The following is a 17,896-nucleotide window of genomic DNA, read 5'->3' on the forward strand; positions in this document are numbered from 1 at the left end:
CGTCGCACAGTCCTGCTGTACCTCTGGACGGATTCCTACTGTACTTTTCGCCGGGTTTTCGTCAGGACAGTCCGAGCCCGATGCCCGCCCCGCCTCAGCGCAGGAACAGGCGCTTCATCCGGTAGGCCGCGAGCGCGCCGCCTGCGACGATCATCGCCAGGTAGTAGCCCAGGTGCACGAGGGTCAGCCCGCTGAACTGCCAGAACGCGATGTCCCGCATCAGTTCCACGCCGTGCCACAGGGGAAGCGCCTGGATCACCCACTGCACGCCGGCCGGGTAGACGTCGATGGGGAACAGCGTCGCGGAGAACAGGAACATCGGGATGAGCACCATCATCATCCAGTCCATCTGCTGGAAGCGCTTCATGAAGCTGGTGGCGGCCATGCCGATGCAGGCGAAGCCGAGGGCGATGAACAGCGCGGTGAACCACATCAGCACCGCCGAGGCCGGTCCCACCAGGCCCGCGCCCAGCAGCACGCCAAGGAACCCGAGCGCGTAGATCCCGCCGCGGAACAGCGCCAGGCAGATCTCCCCGACGGCCACGTCCACGGGACCCAGCGAGGTGGACATCATCGTCTGGTAGAGCTTGGTGATCTTCAGCTTGAAGAACACGTTCCAGGTGGAGTCGAAGACCGCTCCGTTCATCGCGGAGACCGCCAGCAGGGCCGGCGCGATGAAGGCCGCGTAGCTGATGGTGTCCTGCCCGGCGAGTCCGGCCTGCTCGGCCTCGATGCCGCTGATCATGGGGGACACCCCGAGGCCGAAGCTGGTCAGGAACAGCACCGGCTCTAAGAATCCGGACAGGAAGATCACGCCACGGTTGTTGCGGATCGCCGCCAGGCCCCTGGCGAAGACGGCGCGGATGTTGCCGGAGTAGTAGCTTGATGCCACTCCGGTGCGGAACGTGACCGGCGGCAACCCGGCGCCGACACCGCTCCCGGTGGCCGGTGCGTTCGCCCTGGGGGCCGCTCCCGTCATCTGGGCACCGGCGACGCGACCAGCCTCGGCGCGGGCCTCATCGGCGTCCTTGGCGTCCTGCTTGGCCTGCCGCCGCAGATCGGATTTCAGGCCTGGCACCCGGCCGGGCCATTCCTCGTAGCCGAGGCGCCGGATGAAGACCCGGCGGACGACGAGCCACGCCAGGAACGCGACGCCGGCGAGGTACCCCAGATGCACCGCGACCATCCACGGCGGGCCTGGCTGCCCGAAGGCGAGCACCCGGCCGAGTTCGTTGGCGTGCCAGATCGGGGAGATCCAGCCGACGACCTGCAGGAACCCCGGCAGATTGGTCAGCGGGTAGAAGGTCCCGGAGAACAGGAACAGCGGCATGATGATGAACCGCTGGATGAGCGCCGCGTGGCCCTTCTCGTCCCGCAGCGTGGAGATGTACGCCATGATCGGCAGCCCCATGGCCAGACCGCCCAGGACGGCGGAGAAGACCATGAGGACCGCCAGCGGGGAAGCCAGCACGCCGAAGGCGAACAGGACGCCGATGAAGATCAGGGCGTGCACGGCGAACCGGCAGCACACCCCGAGGATGTGCCCGAGCGCGATCTGCTGCGGGCTCAGCGCGGTCGCCTGGGCGCCGTAGTACTTGCGGCGCCACTTGAACCCCTCCATGACCGGGAAGGTGAACTCGGTGCCGGCGGTCATCGCCACGGTGGAGGCCAGGATCGCCGGGGCGATGTACATCAGGTACGAATCCGCGCCATAGGCGGAGAAGTCCGTCTCCGCGCCGATCAGGACCCCCAGCCCGAGGCCCATCGCCAGGATGTACACGATGGGCTGGAACGTCGAGGAGAACAGCACCACCCCGCCGTAGGCGCGCATCGACCGCAGCGTGGCTTCCGCCTGGTAGAGCGCGCCCCAGCGGCGGACGCGCCGGGCGAGCACGTCCTTGTCCGCAGCCGGCGAGCCGGTCATGGGAGCCGGAACGGCCGTCGGCGCGCCGGCCCGGGGTAGCCGGGTGCTCGCAGGCTCAGTCAACGAGGGACCGTCCCGTCAGACGCAGGAACACATCCTCCAGGCTGGAGCGGCGCACCAGTGAGGTGAGGGGTTTGTGACCGGAGGCGTGCAGGCGCTCCATCGCGGCCTCGGCCTGCCCGGCGTAGACCAGCAGCCGGTCCGGCAGCACCTCGATGTGGCTGAAGCCGATCATGCCGGCGACCTCCGGGGCGTCGAGCAGGGCGGTGAGCTCCCGCGCGATCTCCGCGTTGCGGTCCATGCCGAACCGCAGCTCCAGCACCTCCCGGGTCGAGTGCTCAGCGATCAGGCCGCGCGGCGAACCCTCGGCCATGATGGCGCCCTGGTCGACGACGATCAGCCGGTCGCAGAGCTGCTCGGCCTCGTCCATGTGGTGGGTGGTGAGCACCAGCGTGGTGCCGGACTCCTTGAGCCGGAACAGCCGGTCCCACAGCACATGCCGCGCCTGCGGGTCCAGGCCCGTCGTCGGCTCGTCCAGCAGCAAGACCTGCGGCTCGTTCACCAGAGCGCGGGCGATGGTGAGCCGGCGCTTCATCCCGCCGGAGAGGTCCTCCACCCGGGCACGCGCCTTGTGGCTCAGCTGCGCGAACTCCAGCAGTTCCTCGGCTTTGGAGACCAGATACCGGCGGGGCAGGCCGAAGTAGCGGCCGTACATGATGATGTTCTCCCGGACCGAGAGTTCCTCGTCCAGATTGTCCTGCTGCGGCACCACGCCGAGGCGGGCGCGTACCTCGGGGCCGTGCCGTTCGGGGTCGAGCCCCGCCACGAGCAGCTCGCCGCCGGTCCGCTCGGACACCGCGGCGATCATCCGCATCGTGGTGGACTTACCGGCGCCGTTCGGGCCGAGCAGCCCGAAGGACTCGCCACGGGCCACGGTGAAGTCGATGCCGTCGACGGCGGTGAAATCGCCGTAACGCTTGGTCAGGGAGCTTGCCGTGATCGCGGGAGCGGCGGAATCAGCCGCCTGCTGCCGGGCCGGGGACAGAGAAGACGTCACCTCGTGCAGTGTACTCGCGCGGGCGCCTCACGCGAGGGGCCAGGTGTGCACCGGTTCGTTCCCCCACTGCCGTTCCAGATAGGTCCCGGTGATCGTGGCGAGCGCCTCGCGCCTGGGCTCGGGCACCGGCACGGGGTCGTCGCCCGGTTCCGCGCCGCCGGCCGCCCGGTCCAGGCGGAGGCCCCCGTCCAGTCGGTCCAGGGAGTCCAGCAGCCAGCGGGACCCGTTCATACCGGTCAGCGCCCGCTCGCGGACGATGCCGATGTAGCGGTCGATCAGGTCGGCGTCGACGCCGATGGCCGCCAGGCCCTCCGCCGCCTGCGGGATGAGCACCTTCACCAGCAGCTCGCTGACCGGGACGGTGCCGGCGCGGGGCCAGAAGACCTGCGCGTCCAGGCCGTGCTTGGCGCATTCGAAGAAGTTCTCGCGGGCGGTGCTGAACGACATCCGCGACCATAGCGGCCGCGCCTCCGAGGCGAGGTACCTGACCAGGCCGTAATAGAAGGCGGCGTTCGCGGCCGTGTCGACCACGGTCGGCCCGGCCGGCAGCAGCCGGTTCTCCACCCGCAGATGGGGCCGGTCCTCCCCAGGCACGTAGATGGGCCGGTTCCAGCGCCAGATGGTGCCGTTGTGCAGCAGCAGCTCGTGGATGGTCGGCGCGCCCGACTCGGCCCGCTCATCGGCGCCGGCGTCTTCCTTGGATTCCGGCAGCAGCGCCGGGAAGTAGCGGACGTTCTCCTCGAACAGATCGAAGACGCTGGTGATCCAGCGTTCCCCGAACCACACGCGGGGCCGCACCCCCTGGTGCACCAGTTCCGGGGGACGGGTGTCGATGGCCTGGGTGAACACGGGGATCCGGGTCTCGTGCCACAGCCGCCGCCCAGCGAACAGCGGGGAGTTGGCCGCGAGCGCCAGCTGGGGCCCCGCCAGAGCCTGCGCGGCGTTCCAGGTGCTGGCGAAGTCGCCCGGCGCCACCTGAAGGTGGAGCTGCACCGAGGTGCAGGCGGATTCCGGGGCGACGCTCTCGGCGTAGAAGTCCACGGACTCCTCGCCCTGGATGCGGATCCGCACGTCCTCGCCGCGGGCCTCCAGCACCGAGGAGTTGAGCGCCTCGTAGCGCCGGGCCGGGCTCATCCACTCCGGATGGGAGAAGAAACCGGCTTCCAGGGTGGGGAGTATCCCGGCGGTGACCAGTTCGATCCCCTGCCCGCGAGCGGTGTCGCGGGCAGCGTGCAGTCGCCGGGTGAGCCCCTGTTCCAGCTCCTCCAGTCCGCGGCCGGTGACATGCAGCACCGGGTGGTTGAGCTCGATGTTGTAGGCGCCGATCTCCGCCTGGAACTCCTCGCCGAGCTCTTCCAGCAGCGCGATGTTCCGCAGCGCTGGCGCGTGCGGGAAGGCCCGGTCGGCCAGGTTGATCTCCATCTCCAGCCCGATGGTGCCCTCGCCGGCGAACTCCGCCTCCTGCAGGTACCGGTCGAAGGCCTCCAGATTCTCCTGGAGCCGTTCGCGGTAGCCGGTGCGGTCTTTCCGGGAGAACGACTCCGAGGTGATCTCATCGCCCATGAAGAAAGCAAACCACACCAGCCGTGACCGTCGTGCATGCGGGAGGTGTGAATGCGCTGAACCGCCGGGCCAGGCCAGGGGCGCATGCGTAGAGTGGAGGTATCCCTGCTCGGACTCCACGCCCGAAAGAGACGACATGCCTGCAGTCAGCACCACAGTGCCTGATCCCTCCCGCCGGTACCGCGCGGTCATCCTGGACATGGACGGGGTGGTCACGGATACCGCCAGCGTGCACGCCCTGGCCTGGAAACAGCTCTTCGACGAGGCGCTCTCGCAGATCACGAGCACGCTCCAGGCGCCTTTCGACGCGGTGCACGACTACCTGAACTATGTGGACGGCAAGCCGCGGACAGGCGGTATCGAGAGCTTCCTGGCCTCCCGCGGGCTGCGGGTGCCACCGGGCAGCCCGGACGACGAGCCCGGCGTGCTCACGGTGCACGGCCTGGCCGCCGCCAAGCAGGGGTACTTCCAGGCGATCCTGGAGCGGGACGGCATCGCGCTGTTCGGTTCCACCGTGGAGCTGCTGCGCGTGCTGCACGCCCGGGGGGTGCCGCTGGCCCTGGTGAGCTCCTCGAAGAACGCCACGGCGATGGTCCAGCAGGCCGATCTGGAGAAGTACTTCAGCCGGATCGTGGACGGCAACGAGGCGGCGCGGCTCGGGCTTCCGGGCAAGCCCGCCCCCGATATGTTCGTCACCGCCGCCAGGGACCTCGGAGTCGAGCCCGCGGAGGCGATCGTGGTGGAGGACGCCATCTCCGGCGTGCAGTCGGCGAAGGCCGGGGGCTTCGGGCTGGTGATCGGCCTCAACCGCGAGGGCGCCGCCGAGCGGCTGGCCCAGGCCGGCGCCGATGTCGTCGTCGGCGATCTGGCCGAGCTCGACGTCGCCGCCCTCGTGGTGGCGCCCGGGGAATGACGGCTGCAGGTTCCGCGCCGCGGCGCACCGTTCGCGGCCGCGTCACGGCTCTGGTCGAGTCCGCCCGCTTCCAGACGTTCATCATCGGCGTCATCCTGATCAACGCCGTCATCCTGGGCGTGGAGACCTACGAGGGGCTGCCGGCCGGGGTGACCCGGTCCCTCGGCTGGTTGAACCACGTCGCCGTCGGAATCTTCGTGGTGGAGATCGCGCTGCGGATCTACGCGCACCGGGGGAGGTTCTTCCGGGACCCCTGGGGCTGGTTCGACATGCTCATCGTCGCGGTGGCTCTCATCCCCGCCACGGCCGGCGGCGAGGTCTTCCGGGTGCTGCGGGCGCTGCGGATCCTGCGCCTGCTCTCCACCGTGCGGTCGATGCGGATGGTGGTCGGCGCGCTGCTGGCGTCACTGCCGGGCATCGCGTCGATCAGCGGGTTGCTGCTGATGGTGATGTACATCTACGCGGTCATCACGACCAGCCTGTTCGCGCCGGCCGAGCCCTACCGGGACCTGGGCATGGCTTTCGCCAGCCTGTTCCGGCTGCTGCTGGGCGACGGCTGGAGCGATGTGGTCGTCCCCGTGGCCACCACGCCGTGGGCCTGGTTGCTGTTCATCAGCTACTCGGTGATCACGACCGTCATCGTGCTCAACCTGCTCATCGCGGTGGCCGTGGAGGCCATGGAGCGCTTCAAAGAACGGGAGCGGGCAGGGACGGCCGAGGGCGGCGCTGCTGAGCTCAGCTCCGGGACGGACGGCATGCTGGGGGACGGGCGCGATGCCGGAGACGCGGAACTGCTGGCGGAGGTCCGCGCCCTTCGCGCCCAGCTGCACCGGCTGGAGTCCCGGCTCGATGCGGCTGTGAACGTTCCCTCGCAGCTCGCGCATGAGGCGGGTATGACTCCCCCGGCGAGCCGGGCGGGGACCGCGTACGAGGGCTCTCCGTCTCCGGCGAGCAGGCACGACGGCCCGGGCGAGCACGGTTCCGTGGGAGACGAATTCCGCTCCCAGTCAGGACCAGCACACCCAGGTTCCCGGTAGCGACAGGCAGCGACGCTCCACGAGAGCCTGCGCCCGGTGGCGGGCCCGCGCCCGGTTGGAGGCCTGGGCCCGGTGGCGGCACAGCCCATCAGGTTGCGGACCTGTGCCCGGTGACGCCACCGCCCGCCAGGATTGCACGGTCTCGACAGCGGCAGGGCCCGAATGGCTGGTGCCGACCGCGGGCGCTCCGGTAGGGGTTCCTGCCACGCATTCCGGCAAGCTGCCCTGCATCTCCTCGGCATGCCCCGGTATACAGCGCTCTCACCAGGAAAAACATGCCTTGCCGCAGGCCTTGCGCCGGTCTATGTTTAAGGAGCCGGACGGATGGCGCCGGTATGGCCTGAAGGGCGCGCATCGGCGCGAGGCTCTTCTTCCAGACAGGATCCGCACGTGAAGAATCGCATATTCGCCGCCGCCGGCGTCACCGCCCTGGCAGGACTGCTCGCTTTCCCCTTGACCGCCATGGCCACGCCGGCTCCGGATGCCCCGGCCACGACCACGCCGGGCACAACCACCCCGGGCCCGGACGCGGAAGTCCCGGGCCCCGCGGCGGCTGGCCCCGCCGATGAGTCCTCGGCGCCGGGGGAGACCGCACCGGCTGAGCCGCACCGCACCATCAATGACACCCCTGGCGCTCTGACCGCCCCCTTGAGGCTGGCGGAGGAAGTACTCTCAGACGACGGGTTCGATATCACCGCCGAGTGGGGCGAGTTCTGGCTGGACATGGAAGCGGAGTACGAGCGGGCCGAGCTCAACCGCGACGGCCTGACAGTCTCCTTCCGCGACGCCGACGACGACGCGGTCGTCCCGGATGCGGAACCGGAGTTCTCCTTCGTCGAGTACACCGAGGCGGACGACTTCGACTACCAGGAGACCCCCACCGACCGGTTCGTCCCGGCCGGCGGCACCGGCGACAGCTGGACGTTCACGCCCGCGGAGGAGTTCCCTGCCGGGTATGAGGGCTTCTTCGGGCTGAGCGCCGTGGTCGTCCTGGACGGCGAGGAATGGGAGTTCTGGTCGGACTTCTACGTCTTCGACGCCGAGACGGTCTTCTGGGTGGAGGTCGATCCCGAGCTGCTCAGCCCGGGCCGCCTCGCCCAAGAGGGCGTGAGCCTTGCGCTGCGGGACTACTGGGACGAGCCGGTGGACGCGGCTGCCGATTACAGCTTCTTCGGCTTCGACGACGAGACGGAAGAGATCGTCGAGCTGGATGAAACGTTCGTCCAGGACGGCGGCACGTTCACCGCGGAACTCCCGTCGGACTACCAGGCTCCGGTGTTCGTCATCGCGCAGTTCTCGCAGAGTGAGGAACCGCGCTCGGCCCTTGGCGTCTTCGATGTCGCGAGTTACCTGATGACCATCGACCCGTACGAGTTCACCGTGCCGGAACTGGCCGAGACGGGCGTGACGGTGCAGATCGACCCGGTGGATGCGGCGGTGGCGCCGGCCGGCTCCGCTGTGGACTTCGTCTTCGAGGCCGACGTCTATGACGAAACGAGCGACGAGTACGAGTGGCGTGATGTGACCGGGCTCTTCAGCCACGTTCCCGGCACCACCTGGACCTACACCGCTGAGCTGGACGAGGACTTCGAGGGCTTCATCGATGTCACCGCCGTCCTGGACGCAGAGGCAGGACAGTTCACGCTGTGGGACTGGTTCTACGCCGAGCCCGGTGAAGCGAGCGCCTCCCCCTCCCCGGCTCCGCCGTCGGCCGCGCCCGAGGACGATGCGAGCCAGGCCCCCAGCGCAGCTCCGGAGACCGAGAGCCCGGCTGCCCCGGGCGGGCAGGCGCAGCAGTCCCTGCCGCGTACCGGCACCGGGCTCGGACCGCTCACGGCCGGGCTGGTCCTTCTGGTCCTCGGACTCGGCGCTCTGCTGTTGACCCTCCGCCGCCGCGCCTAGACACACAGCGGCCCCGGCAGCGCATCGGCACCGCGGCGAGTGCCCGAGGGCGTCAAGTGCACGGCACCGGCTCGCCCCTATTACCGCGGCAACGTCCTTATGTCACCGCCGCTCTTACGTCACCGCCCCGCCCGTACGTCGCCGCTCCGCCCGTACGTCGTCACCCTCCATGCCTGGGGGACGACGACGCACGGGCGGAGCGACGATCTAAGCGCCCTCGGGACGGGCCCGGGGATAACCTCACGCCACGCGGCAGGCCGCCCTGCGCAGCTGCCGGTTTACACTGGGAGCGGAGCGCACAGGAGGGAGCTTGCAAGTGCCCGACTTCCGGCGGAGTCGCCGAGCCCGACGGCAGAGCTGGTACGGCGCGAAGAAGCACGTGAAGACCGCTTTGAGCCTTCCGGTGCTGCACCCGCTCATGCGCCTCGTCGCCCCGCGGATCCCGCGCATCACCGTGCGCCGCCTGCCGGCGCCCAGGCGACTGCGCGAGGTGCGCGGTTACGCCGGCGGCGCAGGCTTCGTCATGGTGCGACCCGACCGCTGTGAGATCGCCAAGGAACTCTACTGGGGCCACGGTCACCGGCCCGATCCCCAGGACGCCCTCGCCCTGGAGGTCATGACCGCCCTGGCGAAACAGGCCCGGACCTTCCTGGACATCGGCGCCTACACCGGGGTGTTCACCCTGGCAGCGGCGGCCGCCAACCAGCACATCCGGGCGCACGCCTATGAGATCGTCCCTCCGGTGGCGCTGGCGCTGCGCGCGAATGTGGAGCGGAACCGCATCGCCGACCGCACCACGGTCCATCACGTCGGGGTGGGCGACCCAGCCACGACGATGCGGGTTCCCACCTCCGACGACGGTTCCGCGCTGCCGTCCTTCTACTCCTCGGACATGGCTTTCGACGAGGGCACCACGGTCGGTTTCGTCTCCCTGGACTCGCTGACGGACGAAGTACGCGGGCCGGTCGCGATGAAGGTGGACATCGAGGGCGGGGAAGCCTCGCTGTTCGGCCACGGCCAGGAGTTCCTGGCCCGCCACCGCCCGGACATCCTCTGCGAGGTGCTGCCGGACGCCGATGCCTCCGCCCTGGCGGCGCTGCTCGCGCCCCACGGACTGCGCTACTACGTCGTCGGCGCCCAGGCGCTGGAGCCCCGGAACGCCCTGGAGCCGGACGCCGCTTACCGTGACTGGTTCTTCAGCCCGCGCACGCCCGAGGAACTTCGGAAGCTGGGCGTGCCGGTCGCCGGCTAGGCTTTCGCCATGCCGGCGCCGGGTTCTCCGCTAGCAGCCCCGGCAGCCGGCAGAGACGAGCATCAGGCGGGTGCCTCACCTGGGTAGGGCAGTCCCAGAAGATCCCGGAGCGTGGCGTTGGCGGGGTATTCGGTGCGTAGGGCGCCGCGTTCCTGCAGGAGCGGCACCACGCGTTCCACGAACGGTTCCAGGCCGGCGGGGGTGATGTGCGGCACCAGGATGAACCCGTCGCAGACCCGGGTGCCGACAGCGTCGATGAGTGCTTCCGCCACCGTCTCCGGGCTGCCGACGAAGGTCTGCCGGCTCTGCGTCTCGATCACCGTCTGACGCAGGGTGAGGTTCTTCTCCCGGGCGAGCGCGCGGAGCCGCGCGGCTTCCGCGGCCCTGTCATCGATCTGCCGGGCACGACCCTGGAATACGGTGGTCTCCGACAGATCCGGCTCGATGTCCGGCAGCGGCCCGTCGGGATCGTAGCCGGACAGATCACGGTTCCACACATGTTCCAGCAAGAGGATGGCGGTCTGCCCGCTGACCTGCTGGGCACGGATCGCGGCCGCCCGCTCCCTGGCGTCCTCGTCCGTGTCGCCGATGACGAAGGTCACGCCGGGCAGCACCTTCAGGTTCTCCGGGTCGCGGCCGTGGGCCTGCGCACGGGACTTCACATCGGCGTAGAAGGCGCGTCCGGCTTCCGGTGTGCCGTGCCGTGTGAAGACGGCGTCCGCGTTGCGCGCGGCGAAGTCCCGACCGGCGGCGGAGTCTCCTGCCTGGAAGATCACCGGATGACCCTGGGGCGGCCGCGGGACGCCGGGATAGCCCGCCACGTCGAACTGCGTTCCCGTATAGGAGACCCGGCCCGGTTCGATCCGCGGATCGGGCCAAGAGTCCCAGAACAGGCGGGCCACATCGAGGAACTCCTGGGCGCGGCTGTAGCGCTGGTCGTGGGGCAGGTAACCGGCGCGGCGGAAGTTCTCGCCGGTGAACGCGTCTGAGGTGGTGACGACGTTCCAGGCGGCCCGGCCCGCGGAGAGATGATCGAGCGTGGCGAACTGGCGGGCCACTTCGTACGGCTCGTTGTACGTGGCGTTGATCGTCCCGGCCAGGCCCAGATGCGCGGTGACCGCCGCGAGCCCGGACAGTACCGGGAGCGTGTCCGGGCGCCCCACGACGTCCAGGTCGTGGATCACGCCCCGCTGCTCTCTTAGCCTGAGGCCCTCGGCGAGAAAGAGGAAGTCGAAGAACCCGCGCTCGGCGCTCTGAGCGAAACGCCGGAAGGACTCGAAGGCGATGTGACTTCCGGAGGCGGGGTCGCTCCACACGGTGGTGTTGTTGACCCCGGGGAAGTGCGCTCCCAGGATGATCTGCCGGCCTGCGGCGTGAGCGCGCGTCATGACTGCTCTCCCGTTCCGGGGCTGCTGCGGTGCAGGCGGGAGTCCTCACCGGTGAGCTCGTCACCGTCCGCCTCTGGCCCATAGCGGTTGACGGCCGGCCGGAGGCCCAGCCGGGTGCGCAGGGTGCCGCCGGGATGAAGCGCGGCGTCTGGCCGCAGCCCCCGGGCGCGCAGCAGGCCGGGTATGGACTCGGCCAGCAACGGGAGGTCCGCGTCCTGGTCGGACAGCAGGAACCGGACCCCGTCGTACCCGAGGGACGCGAGATCGGTCACCTGCTCCGCCAGCGCCTCCGGAGTGCCGGGCTGCCCCGCCTGCCCGGCCAGCCGCACCGGTACATCGGCGAACACCTTCAAAGCGGCGCCCCGGCGGTGGTGCCGGCGCTGCGCTTCCCTCACCTCGCCCAGAGCCGCTGCTGGGTCGTCGCTGACGACGGGGGCGGGGATGAGCACCGCATCGGCGCCGTCGACGGCGGTGCGAAGCGCCGCAGGCGAGTCCGCGGGGATGACGACGACCGGCTGGCCCTGCGGCGGGCGCGGGGTGATCGAGGGCCCTTTCACGGAGAAGTACCGGCCGGTGAAGTCGATGTAATGCACCTTGTCCCGGTCGATGAAACGCCCGGTCGCGGTGTCGCGGATCTCCGCGTCGTCCTCCCAGCTGTCCCAGAGCCGTCGGGCCACCTCGATGGCGTCAGCGGCCTCGGCCTGCAGCTCCCCGTCGAGGTCACCACTGGTTTCCCGGTCTCCTGCCCCGGACCGCTCCGCGCCCGCCCCCGGCCGCTCCGTGCTCGCCCCGGGCACCGCGAGGGCCGGATGTCCCCTGCCGACGAGCCGGGACTCCTCCTCGGTACGGGAAACCGCCACCAGCCATCCGGCCCGGCCACCGCTGATGTGGTCGAGGGTCGCGAGGTTCTTCCCGACGTGAAACGGCTCGGTGTGCGTGGTCGTCATGGTGGGCAGCAGCCCTATCACGGCGGTGCGCGCCGCCAGCCAGGACGCCAGCAGGCTGGTGTCCAACCGGGGCAGTCGTCCCGGTCCGAACCGGTCGTGCAGGGTCACCAGGTCGAAGCCCGCCCGTTCTGCCAGCTGGACGGCCCCCAGCCAGTAGCCCGGGTCGAGCAGCCGGCCGGGATCATGTGCTGCCGCACCGGGATGATCATCGGCTACGCCGAGTCCGGCCGCCAGGGTGAACGTCATATCCCCGCCTCCGCCCAGGCCCGGGCCAGCAGCTCGTATGAGCGCCGTCGCGCCTCGTAGTCGTGTGTGATGGTGCTGATGAGCAGCTCATCGGCGCGTGTGGCCCGACGCAGTCTCCGCAGCTGATCCACGACGTCCCCGGGGGTGCCGACGAAACGGGTGGCCAGGCGGTCCTCGACGAGGGCGAGTTCGGCAGGGGTCAGGCGGTGGTCTCTGGCGTCCTCGGGCCGGGGGTAGGCAATCGCGCCGCGGCCGGTGCGGATGCCGAGCACCCAGGCGTCGTAGCCGTGGGAGAGGTGCTCCGCTTCCGCGCGGGTGGGCGCCACGAGCACTTCCGCGGAGACGCTCACATAGGGGGCGGCGAGCTGGTTCTGCCCGCCGGTCCCGGGGGCGCCCGGATCCGCGGCGGCGTGCGGGGTCTGAGCGGCCGGGCGGAAAGCACGACGGTAGTGTTGCACCGCGTCGATCACGCCGCTGGGCGCGACGTGGTAATTGGCGCCGAAGCGCAGACCGCGGGAGCCGGCGACCTCTGCGGATAGACCCGCGGAACTGCCCATGATCCACGTCTGGGGCGTGGTGCTCCGGACCACGGCTTCCGGGAAGTCCACCCCCTGGGCGTGCGCCCGCCCGACGAAGGCGGCGAGTACCTGGTCGATGAACTCCGGATAGCTGGGCGGCGTGGCGCCCTCGGTGTAGAGCAGGGACGTGGAGGCGTGGGCTCGGGGCGAGTCGAGGACCCCGGCGAGGTCCGGGGGTGCGGGGATCAGCAGGCCCTCGGGCGTCCGGCGCTCCCCCGCCTCGTCGTGTCGTCCCGCCGGATTTCCGGACGCTGGCACGTCGTTGCCGGTCTCACGGCGGCGCTCCCCCGTCCCGCCCGCGGACCGGTGTTGCCCGGGCGGGACGGGGCCGGAGGCGTCCTGTGCTCCCGGCGGGGCGGATGTCTTGGCGCGAAGCGCCGCACGTCCCAGACCGAGGTCGATCCGCCCCGGGTACGCGGCCGAGAGGAAGGCGAATTCCTCGGCGATGGACAACGGCGTGCGATGGCCAGCCAGCACAGCGGCCGAGCCCAGGCGGATACGCGAGGTGACGGCGCCGGCCAGGGCGATCGTCAGGGCCGGTGAGCTTCCCAGGACTCCGGGATTGAGGTGGTGTTCGCCGTACCAGATGCGGTGGTACCCGGCCTCCTCGGCGGTACGTGCCAGCCGCAGGGTCTGGGCGATGGCCTCTTCCGGCGTGGACCCCTCACTGCGGGGCACGAGGTCGAACACGCTCAGCGGGGTCGGCATCCGGTCGCGCTCCTGTCCTGGTGCGGTCCTTCTTGAGCAACTCACACCATCTGACCTCCGGACCACGCCCTGCCGGTGCAGGCGTGTCGCACAGCGCTATACGCCGTAGCGAAACGTCACACAGCATCCGCGGATTCTCGTGCGACGGCGTCCCAGGCGACAGTGTCGCGGCTGCCGCTGGTGGCACTCGCTGCGGTGCGCACGCTCCCCGCATGGGCTCAAAGTGCGCGTGCCGAGGCCTCTGGGGGCGGCGACGACGTGGCCACGGGCGTGCACGCGGGTTGGCGGTGCCGGTGTGAAGGGCACGGCGGCGTGTCTCAGCGGGGTCCTTCGGCACGCCTCGCTGACATCCTGCTGTGCCTCAGCCAGGGCCTGCGGCTTCTCCCACACCGATGAAGGCGCCCAGCTCCCCCAGTCCTCGGGGCGTGCTGGGCAGGTACGCCGTCAGCCGGGGCGACCGCAGGATGTACGCGGCCCACTGCGCCCGGGAGATGGCGACGTTGATGCGATTGCGGGAGAGCAGGAACTCCATGCCGCGGGGCACCTCCTCCGGGGAGGAGGCCGCCATGGAGACCAGCACAACGGGCGCCTGACGTCCCTGGAACTTGTCCACGGTGCCGACGGCGACCTCGTCCAGGCCCTCCGCGGCGAGCGCGTCCTGCATCAGGCCGACCTGAGCGTTGTAGGCCGCGACGATCAGGATGTCCTGCTGCCCGAGCGGACGCGGGCCGGCCGCACCGGCGTCCCAGCGCGTGCCGAGGAGCGCACGCACCCGGCGGACCGCCTCGGCCGCCTCTTCCACCGAGGCGGTGGCGTTGCCCTCATGCTCGACCAGCACGGTGTGCACACCCGGGGCGATCCCTTCCAGGCGCCTGCCCGCGGCGGCCGGCGCAGCTCGCAGCCGGCCCTCGTAGGAGAGACGGGAGACGACCCGGCACAGGTCCGGATGCATCCGCCAGGATTCGGCGAGGAAGTAGCCGAACTCCGCGGGCAGGGTGTCATGGCCCGCGGCGAGCCAGCCGAGCGCCGAGGCGTCGACGGGTTCGGGATGCAGCCCCTGGCTGACCTGGGGAAGCTGCTGCGGGTCTCCCAGGAGCAACAGCCGCTGGGCGGCGCGGGACACGGCGAGAGTGTTGGCGAGGGAGAACTGGCCCGCCTCGTCGATCACGAGCAGATCGAGCTGCTTGTCCTCGAACCTGTTCGGATTGACGAAATCCCAGACGGTGCCGCCGATGACGCGGCCCGGGCCGCCTGGGTCTTCCACGTCGGCACCTGCGGCACCCGCGACGGGCGCTGCGCCGCGGGTCCTCCCAGCGGCGCTCAGGAAGGCGGGGAATTCGGCGGTCTTGGTCAACCTGAGCGGGCCGGAATCATCTGCGCCCTCGTCGTCCTTGCGCGCGCGGCCGCTCTCGGCTTTCTTGGCCACGTGCTCCCGCGGGACGCCCGCGGCGATCACCCCGGCCAGCATGTTCTCCACGACGGAGTGGGACTGCCCGACGACGCCGATCCGCCAGCCCTCCCGTACGAGGGCGGCGATGACCCGCGAGCCGGTGTACGTCTTGCCCGTTCCCGGCGGCCCCTGAACGGCCAGGTAGGAGCCGGTCATGGCGCGCAGGGCCTGGACGATCGCCTCGGCGTGGTCCCGTGCGACGAAACCGGACGATGCGCCGACGTCCGGACCTGGGCTTCTCGCGCTGTCCGGGCCTGGTTCATCCGTGCCCGCGCCGGTCGCGGCTGCCTCCGCGCTGACCACCCCGGCCCAGCCTGTCTCCCCGCCGGCCGCACCGGGCAGGTCCGTGTCCCCGCCGGCCGCGCCAGGCAGACCCGTTTCCTTGCTGTCGGACGGGACCGCTGGCAGCCCGCCGGGTACGACCGGGGGGCGTCGGCGGAAGATGTCCAGGGCACAGTCGTCCGGGAGCTCCGGCAGCGTCCGGGCCAGCTGCTCGGCGGTTTCCGCTACGGCCGCCTTCTGACCGTCGGTGCGCAAGGGGAGGCCTGGAGTCAGGGCGGACGGTAGCGCGGGATAGGGCTCCATCCCGGTCTTGAGTTTCTCCTTCACGATGACGGTGTCGCCGTCAGCGTGGCTCTCCAGCTCCTCGATCACGGTGCCGTCCAGCCATGCCCGGCCGCCCCCGCTGCTGCGGGCCAGGCCTGGGACGTCGTCCTCGTAGAGGCTGAGCACCGAGGCGCCCGGACGCACGGCGGAGCCTTCCGCCCAGCGTCCGCGCAGCAGGAGCCGCCGGGACTGCAGTCGCGCCCGGGGCGGTGTGTGCCAGTCGTCCAGCACCTCGGCGCCGGTGACGGTGAAGACGTCCCGGTCCTGCGCGAGGTCTTCGGCCGGGGCGGTGAGCCGGGCGAAGTGCGCCCACCACTGCGGTTTCTCCTCCCGCCGGTAGAACTCCACGGCGGCCGCGACCAGGGCGGCTGCCTGCTGATCGGCGGTGCGCTGGCCCGGCGGTCCGGCGTACTCCTCCAGCGCCGCGACGGCACGGGCCCGGGCGGCATCGGCGGCCTCGCGTTCCCGGCGCTTCTCCAGCAGGGCCGGATCCTCGGGCTCCTCGGAACCATGACCGGCCTCGCCGCGCGGAGGCAGCAGCGAGCCTGGGACGATACCGCGTTCGGCTGCCAGGGTGAGGAGCCAGTCACGCAGGCGGAGCGTGGAGAGGCAGTCGTAGCGGTTGTATTCGCGGATACCCTCCAGGATGCGTGCTGCCTCGTCCTGGCGGCCCGCGTCCCGCGCGGCGCAGTATTCGGCGTAGGCGACCACGGAGTCGGCGGCGTTCTGGACGTCCGCCTCCCGGTATTCCTCCCCCATGTAGAGCGGTTCGAGCTTCTTGATGCTGTAGGAGCGCTGTGAGACCCGCAGTGCCTTGCGCACCACCGGGTAGAGGTCCACCAGGACGCCCTCACGCAGCAGCTCGTCCACGGCGTCCTCGCCGAGCCCGTGCCTGGCGGCGAGCCGCTTCAGCGCGGCGTTCTCATAGGGCGCGTAGTGGTAGATCCGCATGTCCGGCCAGCGCTCCCGGCGCTGCCGGACGTAATCGAGGAAGTCCGCGAGCGCCTGTCTCTCCTCCGCGCGGCTGTGCGCCCAGAAGGGTACGAAGCGTCCATGCCGTTCCCCCGCCTCCGGCGTCTCCATGATGCCGAAGAGGTACTCCAGTCCGGCTTCTGCGGCGCCGGCAGCAGAGGCAGCACCATTGCCGCCGCCCGGTTCGGTGTAGAGCGGATCGCCTTCGAAGTCGAAGAAGACGTCGCCCAGGCTCGGCGCGGGGATCGCCCCGAGCTGCGCAGCGTTCTGCACCAGGTAGGCCACTCCGCCGATGACGCCGTCGGCGGATCCGGTTCCCTGCTGCATGCGGGCCTGATGCCAGAGACCCGCAGGGACGCCAGCGGGCGGCTGCGGGCGGCGGGCCAGGGCGGTGACGCTGGCGATGCCCTGCGCGTGCAGGCGTTTGCGCTGATCCATCCGCATCCCGGCGACCAGCAGCAGATCGTCGTGCTCGTGCACCTCGGGCTCGCACACCTCGCATCTTCCGCAGGCGGGAAAGCGCGGATCGCCCCAGGTGACGGGGCCGCTGGGGGCACTGTCCTGCCTGGGCGTCCCAGGGTCCGGCGTCAGCACCTGGATCAGCCGGCGCAGTTCGGCTCGCCGTTCCCGGTAGACGGGGAGGATGTCCGAGCTGCGGAACCCTTCCCAGCTGCCGGTGCCCAGGACGAGGTACGCATGGTCTGCCACGGCGATCCCGGCACGCTGAAGCTGGTCGGCGTAGGCGCCGAGCTGGAGCAGCGCCGAGACCTTGGCGCTGCGGGCGAGCTTGGCATCGACGACGGCGTAGGCCGGAGACGGCAGCGCATGCGCTCCGCCACGCTCGCCGGGCTGCTCGTTCGAAGAGCCGGAGAGGCGCTCAGCGGCGCTGGCCGCTAACGGGCCTCCGGAGGTCTGCTCGCTCAGCAGCCCGGGCAGGCGATCCGCCCGGACGACGAAGTCGGCCCGGCCGCTGAACTCGCCGTCGAAGAAGGTGGCCTGGCAGACCACATCGGCGCCGGATCGCAGGGCCGTCAGTGTCTCCTCGTGAAGCCGGCGCAAGGCAGCCGGGTCCCGGCTGGGATGGTCGGTGAGCGTATGCACCCCGCCGGGCTGTCCCGGCTGCCAGGTGCCGAACTGCCGCTGGAACCGCAGCAGGAGCCGTCTCTCGTGCTCGGCGCCGAGCTGCGCGGTCCGCGCGAGCATCGCCTCGTCCCGCTGCCCCGGCACGGGCTCGCCGCGGCCGTAGAGGGCATCCACTCTGCGCGCCGTGGCGAAGGCACAGCCGGAGGCCGCCGCGATGTCGCTCGCGGAGACGATGATGCGTTCTCCGGCCCTGAACACGCCGTCCTCCCG

General features: G+C 70.7%; 11 protein-coding genes. 4 read left to right on the forward strand and 7 right to left on the reverse strand.

Features of this window, described 5'->3' with window-relative positions:
* Window positions 1–94: 94 nt before the first annotated feature.
* From IEW13_RS14935 to IEW13_RS14945, 3 genes are read right to left on the reverse strand one after another with little or no spacing between them, the layout of a single operon-like run.
* Window positions 95–1,924: an ABC transporter permease gene (locus IEW13_RS14935; RefSeq protein ID WP_229745220.1), complete on the reverse strand. Its 1,830-nt coding sequence runs from the start codon at window positions 1,922–1,924 to the stop codon at window positions 95–97.
* Window positions 1,925–1,979: 55 nt separating this feature from the next.
* Window positions 1,980–2,981 (reverse strand): ABC transporter ATP-binding protein, encoded by a 1,002-nt coding sequence (locus tag IEW13_RS14940; RefSeq protein ID WP_229745221.1) that lies wholly within the window; start codon window positions 2,979–2,981, stop codon window positions 1,980–1,982.
* Window positions 2,982–3,008: 27 nt separating this feature from the next.
* Complete coding sequence (locus IEW13_RS14945; RefSeq protein ID WP_188551735.1) at window positions 3,009–4,544, reverse strand: glutamate-cysteine ligase family protein; 1,536 nt, start codon at window positions 4,542–4,544, stop codon at window positions 3,009–3,011.
* A gap of 136 nt (window positions 4,545–4,680) precedes the next feature.
* On the opposite strand from IEW13_RS14945, the gene IEW13_RS14950 reads away from it, so the two are divergent.
* The 4 genes from IEW13_RS14950 to IEW13_RS14965 all read left to right on the forward strand — a co-directional run bounded on the left by IEW13_RS14950 (window position 4,681) and on the right by IEW13_RS14965 (window position 9,648).
* Window positions 4,681–5,457, forward strand: a complete 777-nt coding sequence (locus tag IEW13_RS14950; RefSeq protein ID WP_188551736.1) for an HAD family hydrolase — start codon at window positions 4,681–4,683, stop codon at window positions 5,455–5,457.
* Window positions 5,454–6,494, forward strand: a complete 1,041-nt coding sequence (locus IEW13_RS14955; RefSeq protein ID WP_188551737.1) for an ion transporter — start codon at window positions 5,454–5,456, stop codon at window positions 6,492–6,494. Before IEW13_RS14950 ends, IEW13_RS14955 begins: the two co-directional genes overlap by 4 nt.
* A gap of 390 nt (window positions 6,495–6,884) precedes the next feature.
* On the forward strand, window positions 6,885–8,396 hold the full coding sequence (locus tag IEW13_RS14960; RefSeq protein ID WP_188551738.1) for a hypothetical protein: 1,512 nt from the start codon (window positions 6,885–6,887) through the stop codon (window positions 8,394–8,396).
* A gap of 379 nt (window positions 8,397–8,775) precedes the next feature.
* Entirely contained in the window at window positions 8,776–9,648 is an 873-nt protein-coding gene (locus tag IEW13_RS14965) for an FkbM family methyltransferase (protein ID WP_229745222.1), read from the forward strand.
* 62 nt (window positions 9,649–9,710) lie between these two features.
* Here the strand turns inward: IEW13_RS14965 and IEW13_RS14970 are convergent, their stop codons facing one another.
* From IEW13_RS14970 to IEW13_RS14985, 4 genes are all read right to left on the reverse strand, one after another.
* Window positions 9,711–11,036, reverse strand: coding sequence for an NtaA/DmoA family FMN-dependent monooxygenase (locus IEW13_RS14970; protein WP_188551740.1), 1,326 nt, complete (start codon window positions 11,034–11,036; stop codon window positions 9,711–9,713).
* The gene (locus IEW13_RS14975) at window positions 11,033–12,229 is read right to left on the reverse strand and encodes an LLM class flavin-dependent oxidoreductase (protein WP_188551741.1); all 1,197 of its coding nucleotides are present in this window, start codon (window positions 12,227–12,229) and stop codon (window positions 11,033–11,035) included. Before IEW13_RS14975 ends, IEW13_RS14970 begins: the two co-directional genes overlap by 4 nt.
* Window positions 12,226–13,515 carry an LLM class flavin-dependent oxidoreductase gene (locus IEW13_RS14980; RefSeq protein WP_188551742.1) on the reverse strand — a complete coding sequence of 430 codons (1,290 nt, stop codon included), beginning with the start codon at window positions 13,513–13,515 and terminating at the stop codon, window positions 12,226–12,228. Before IEW13_RS14980 ends, IEW13_RS14975 begins: the two co-directional genes overlap by 4 nt.
* A gap of 361 nt (window positions 13,516–13,876) precedes the next feature.
* On the reverse strand, window positions 13,877–17,884 hold the full coding sequence (locus tag IEW13_RS14985) for a TM0106 family RecB-like putative nuclease (RefSeq protein WP_188551743.1): 4,008 nt from the start codon (window positions 17,882–17,884) through the stop codon (window positions 13,877–13,879).
* Window positions 17,885–17,896: the final 12 nt, after the last annotated feature.

The organism is Sediminivirga luteola (assembly GCF_014639315.1).
Taxonomy (GTDB): domain Bacteria; phylum Actinomycetota; class Actinomycetes; order Actinomycetales; family Brevibacteriaceae; genus Sediminivirga; species Sediminivirga luteola.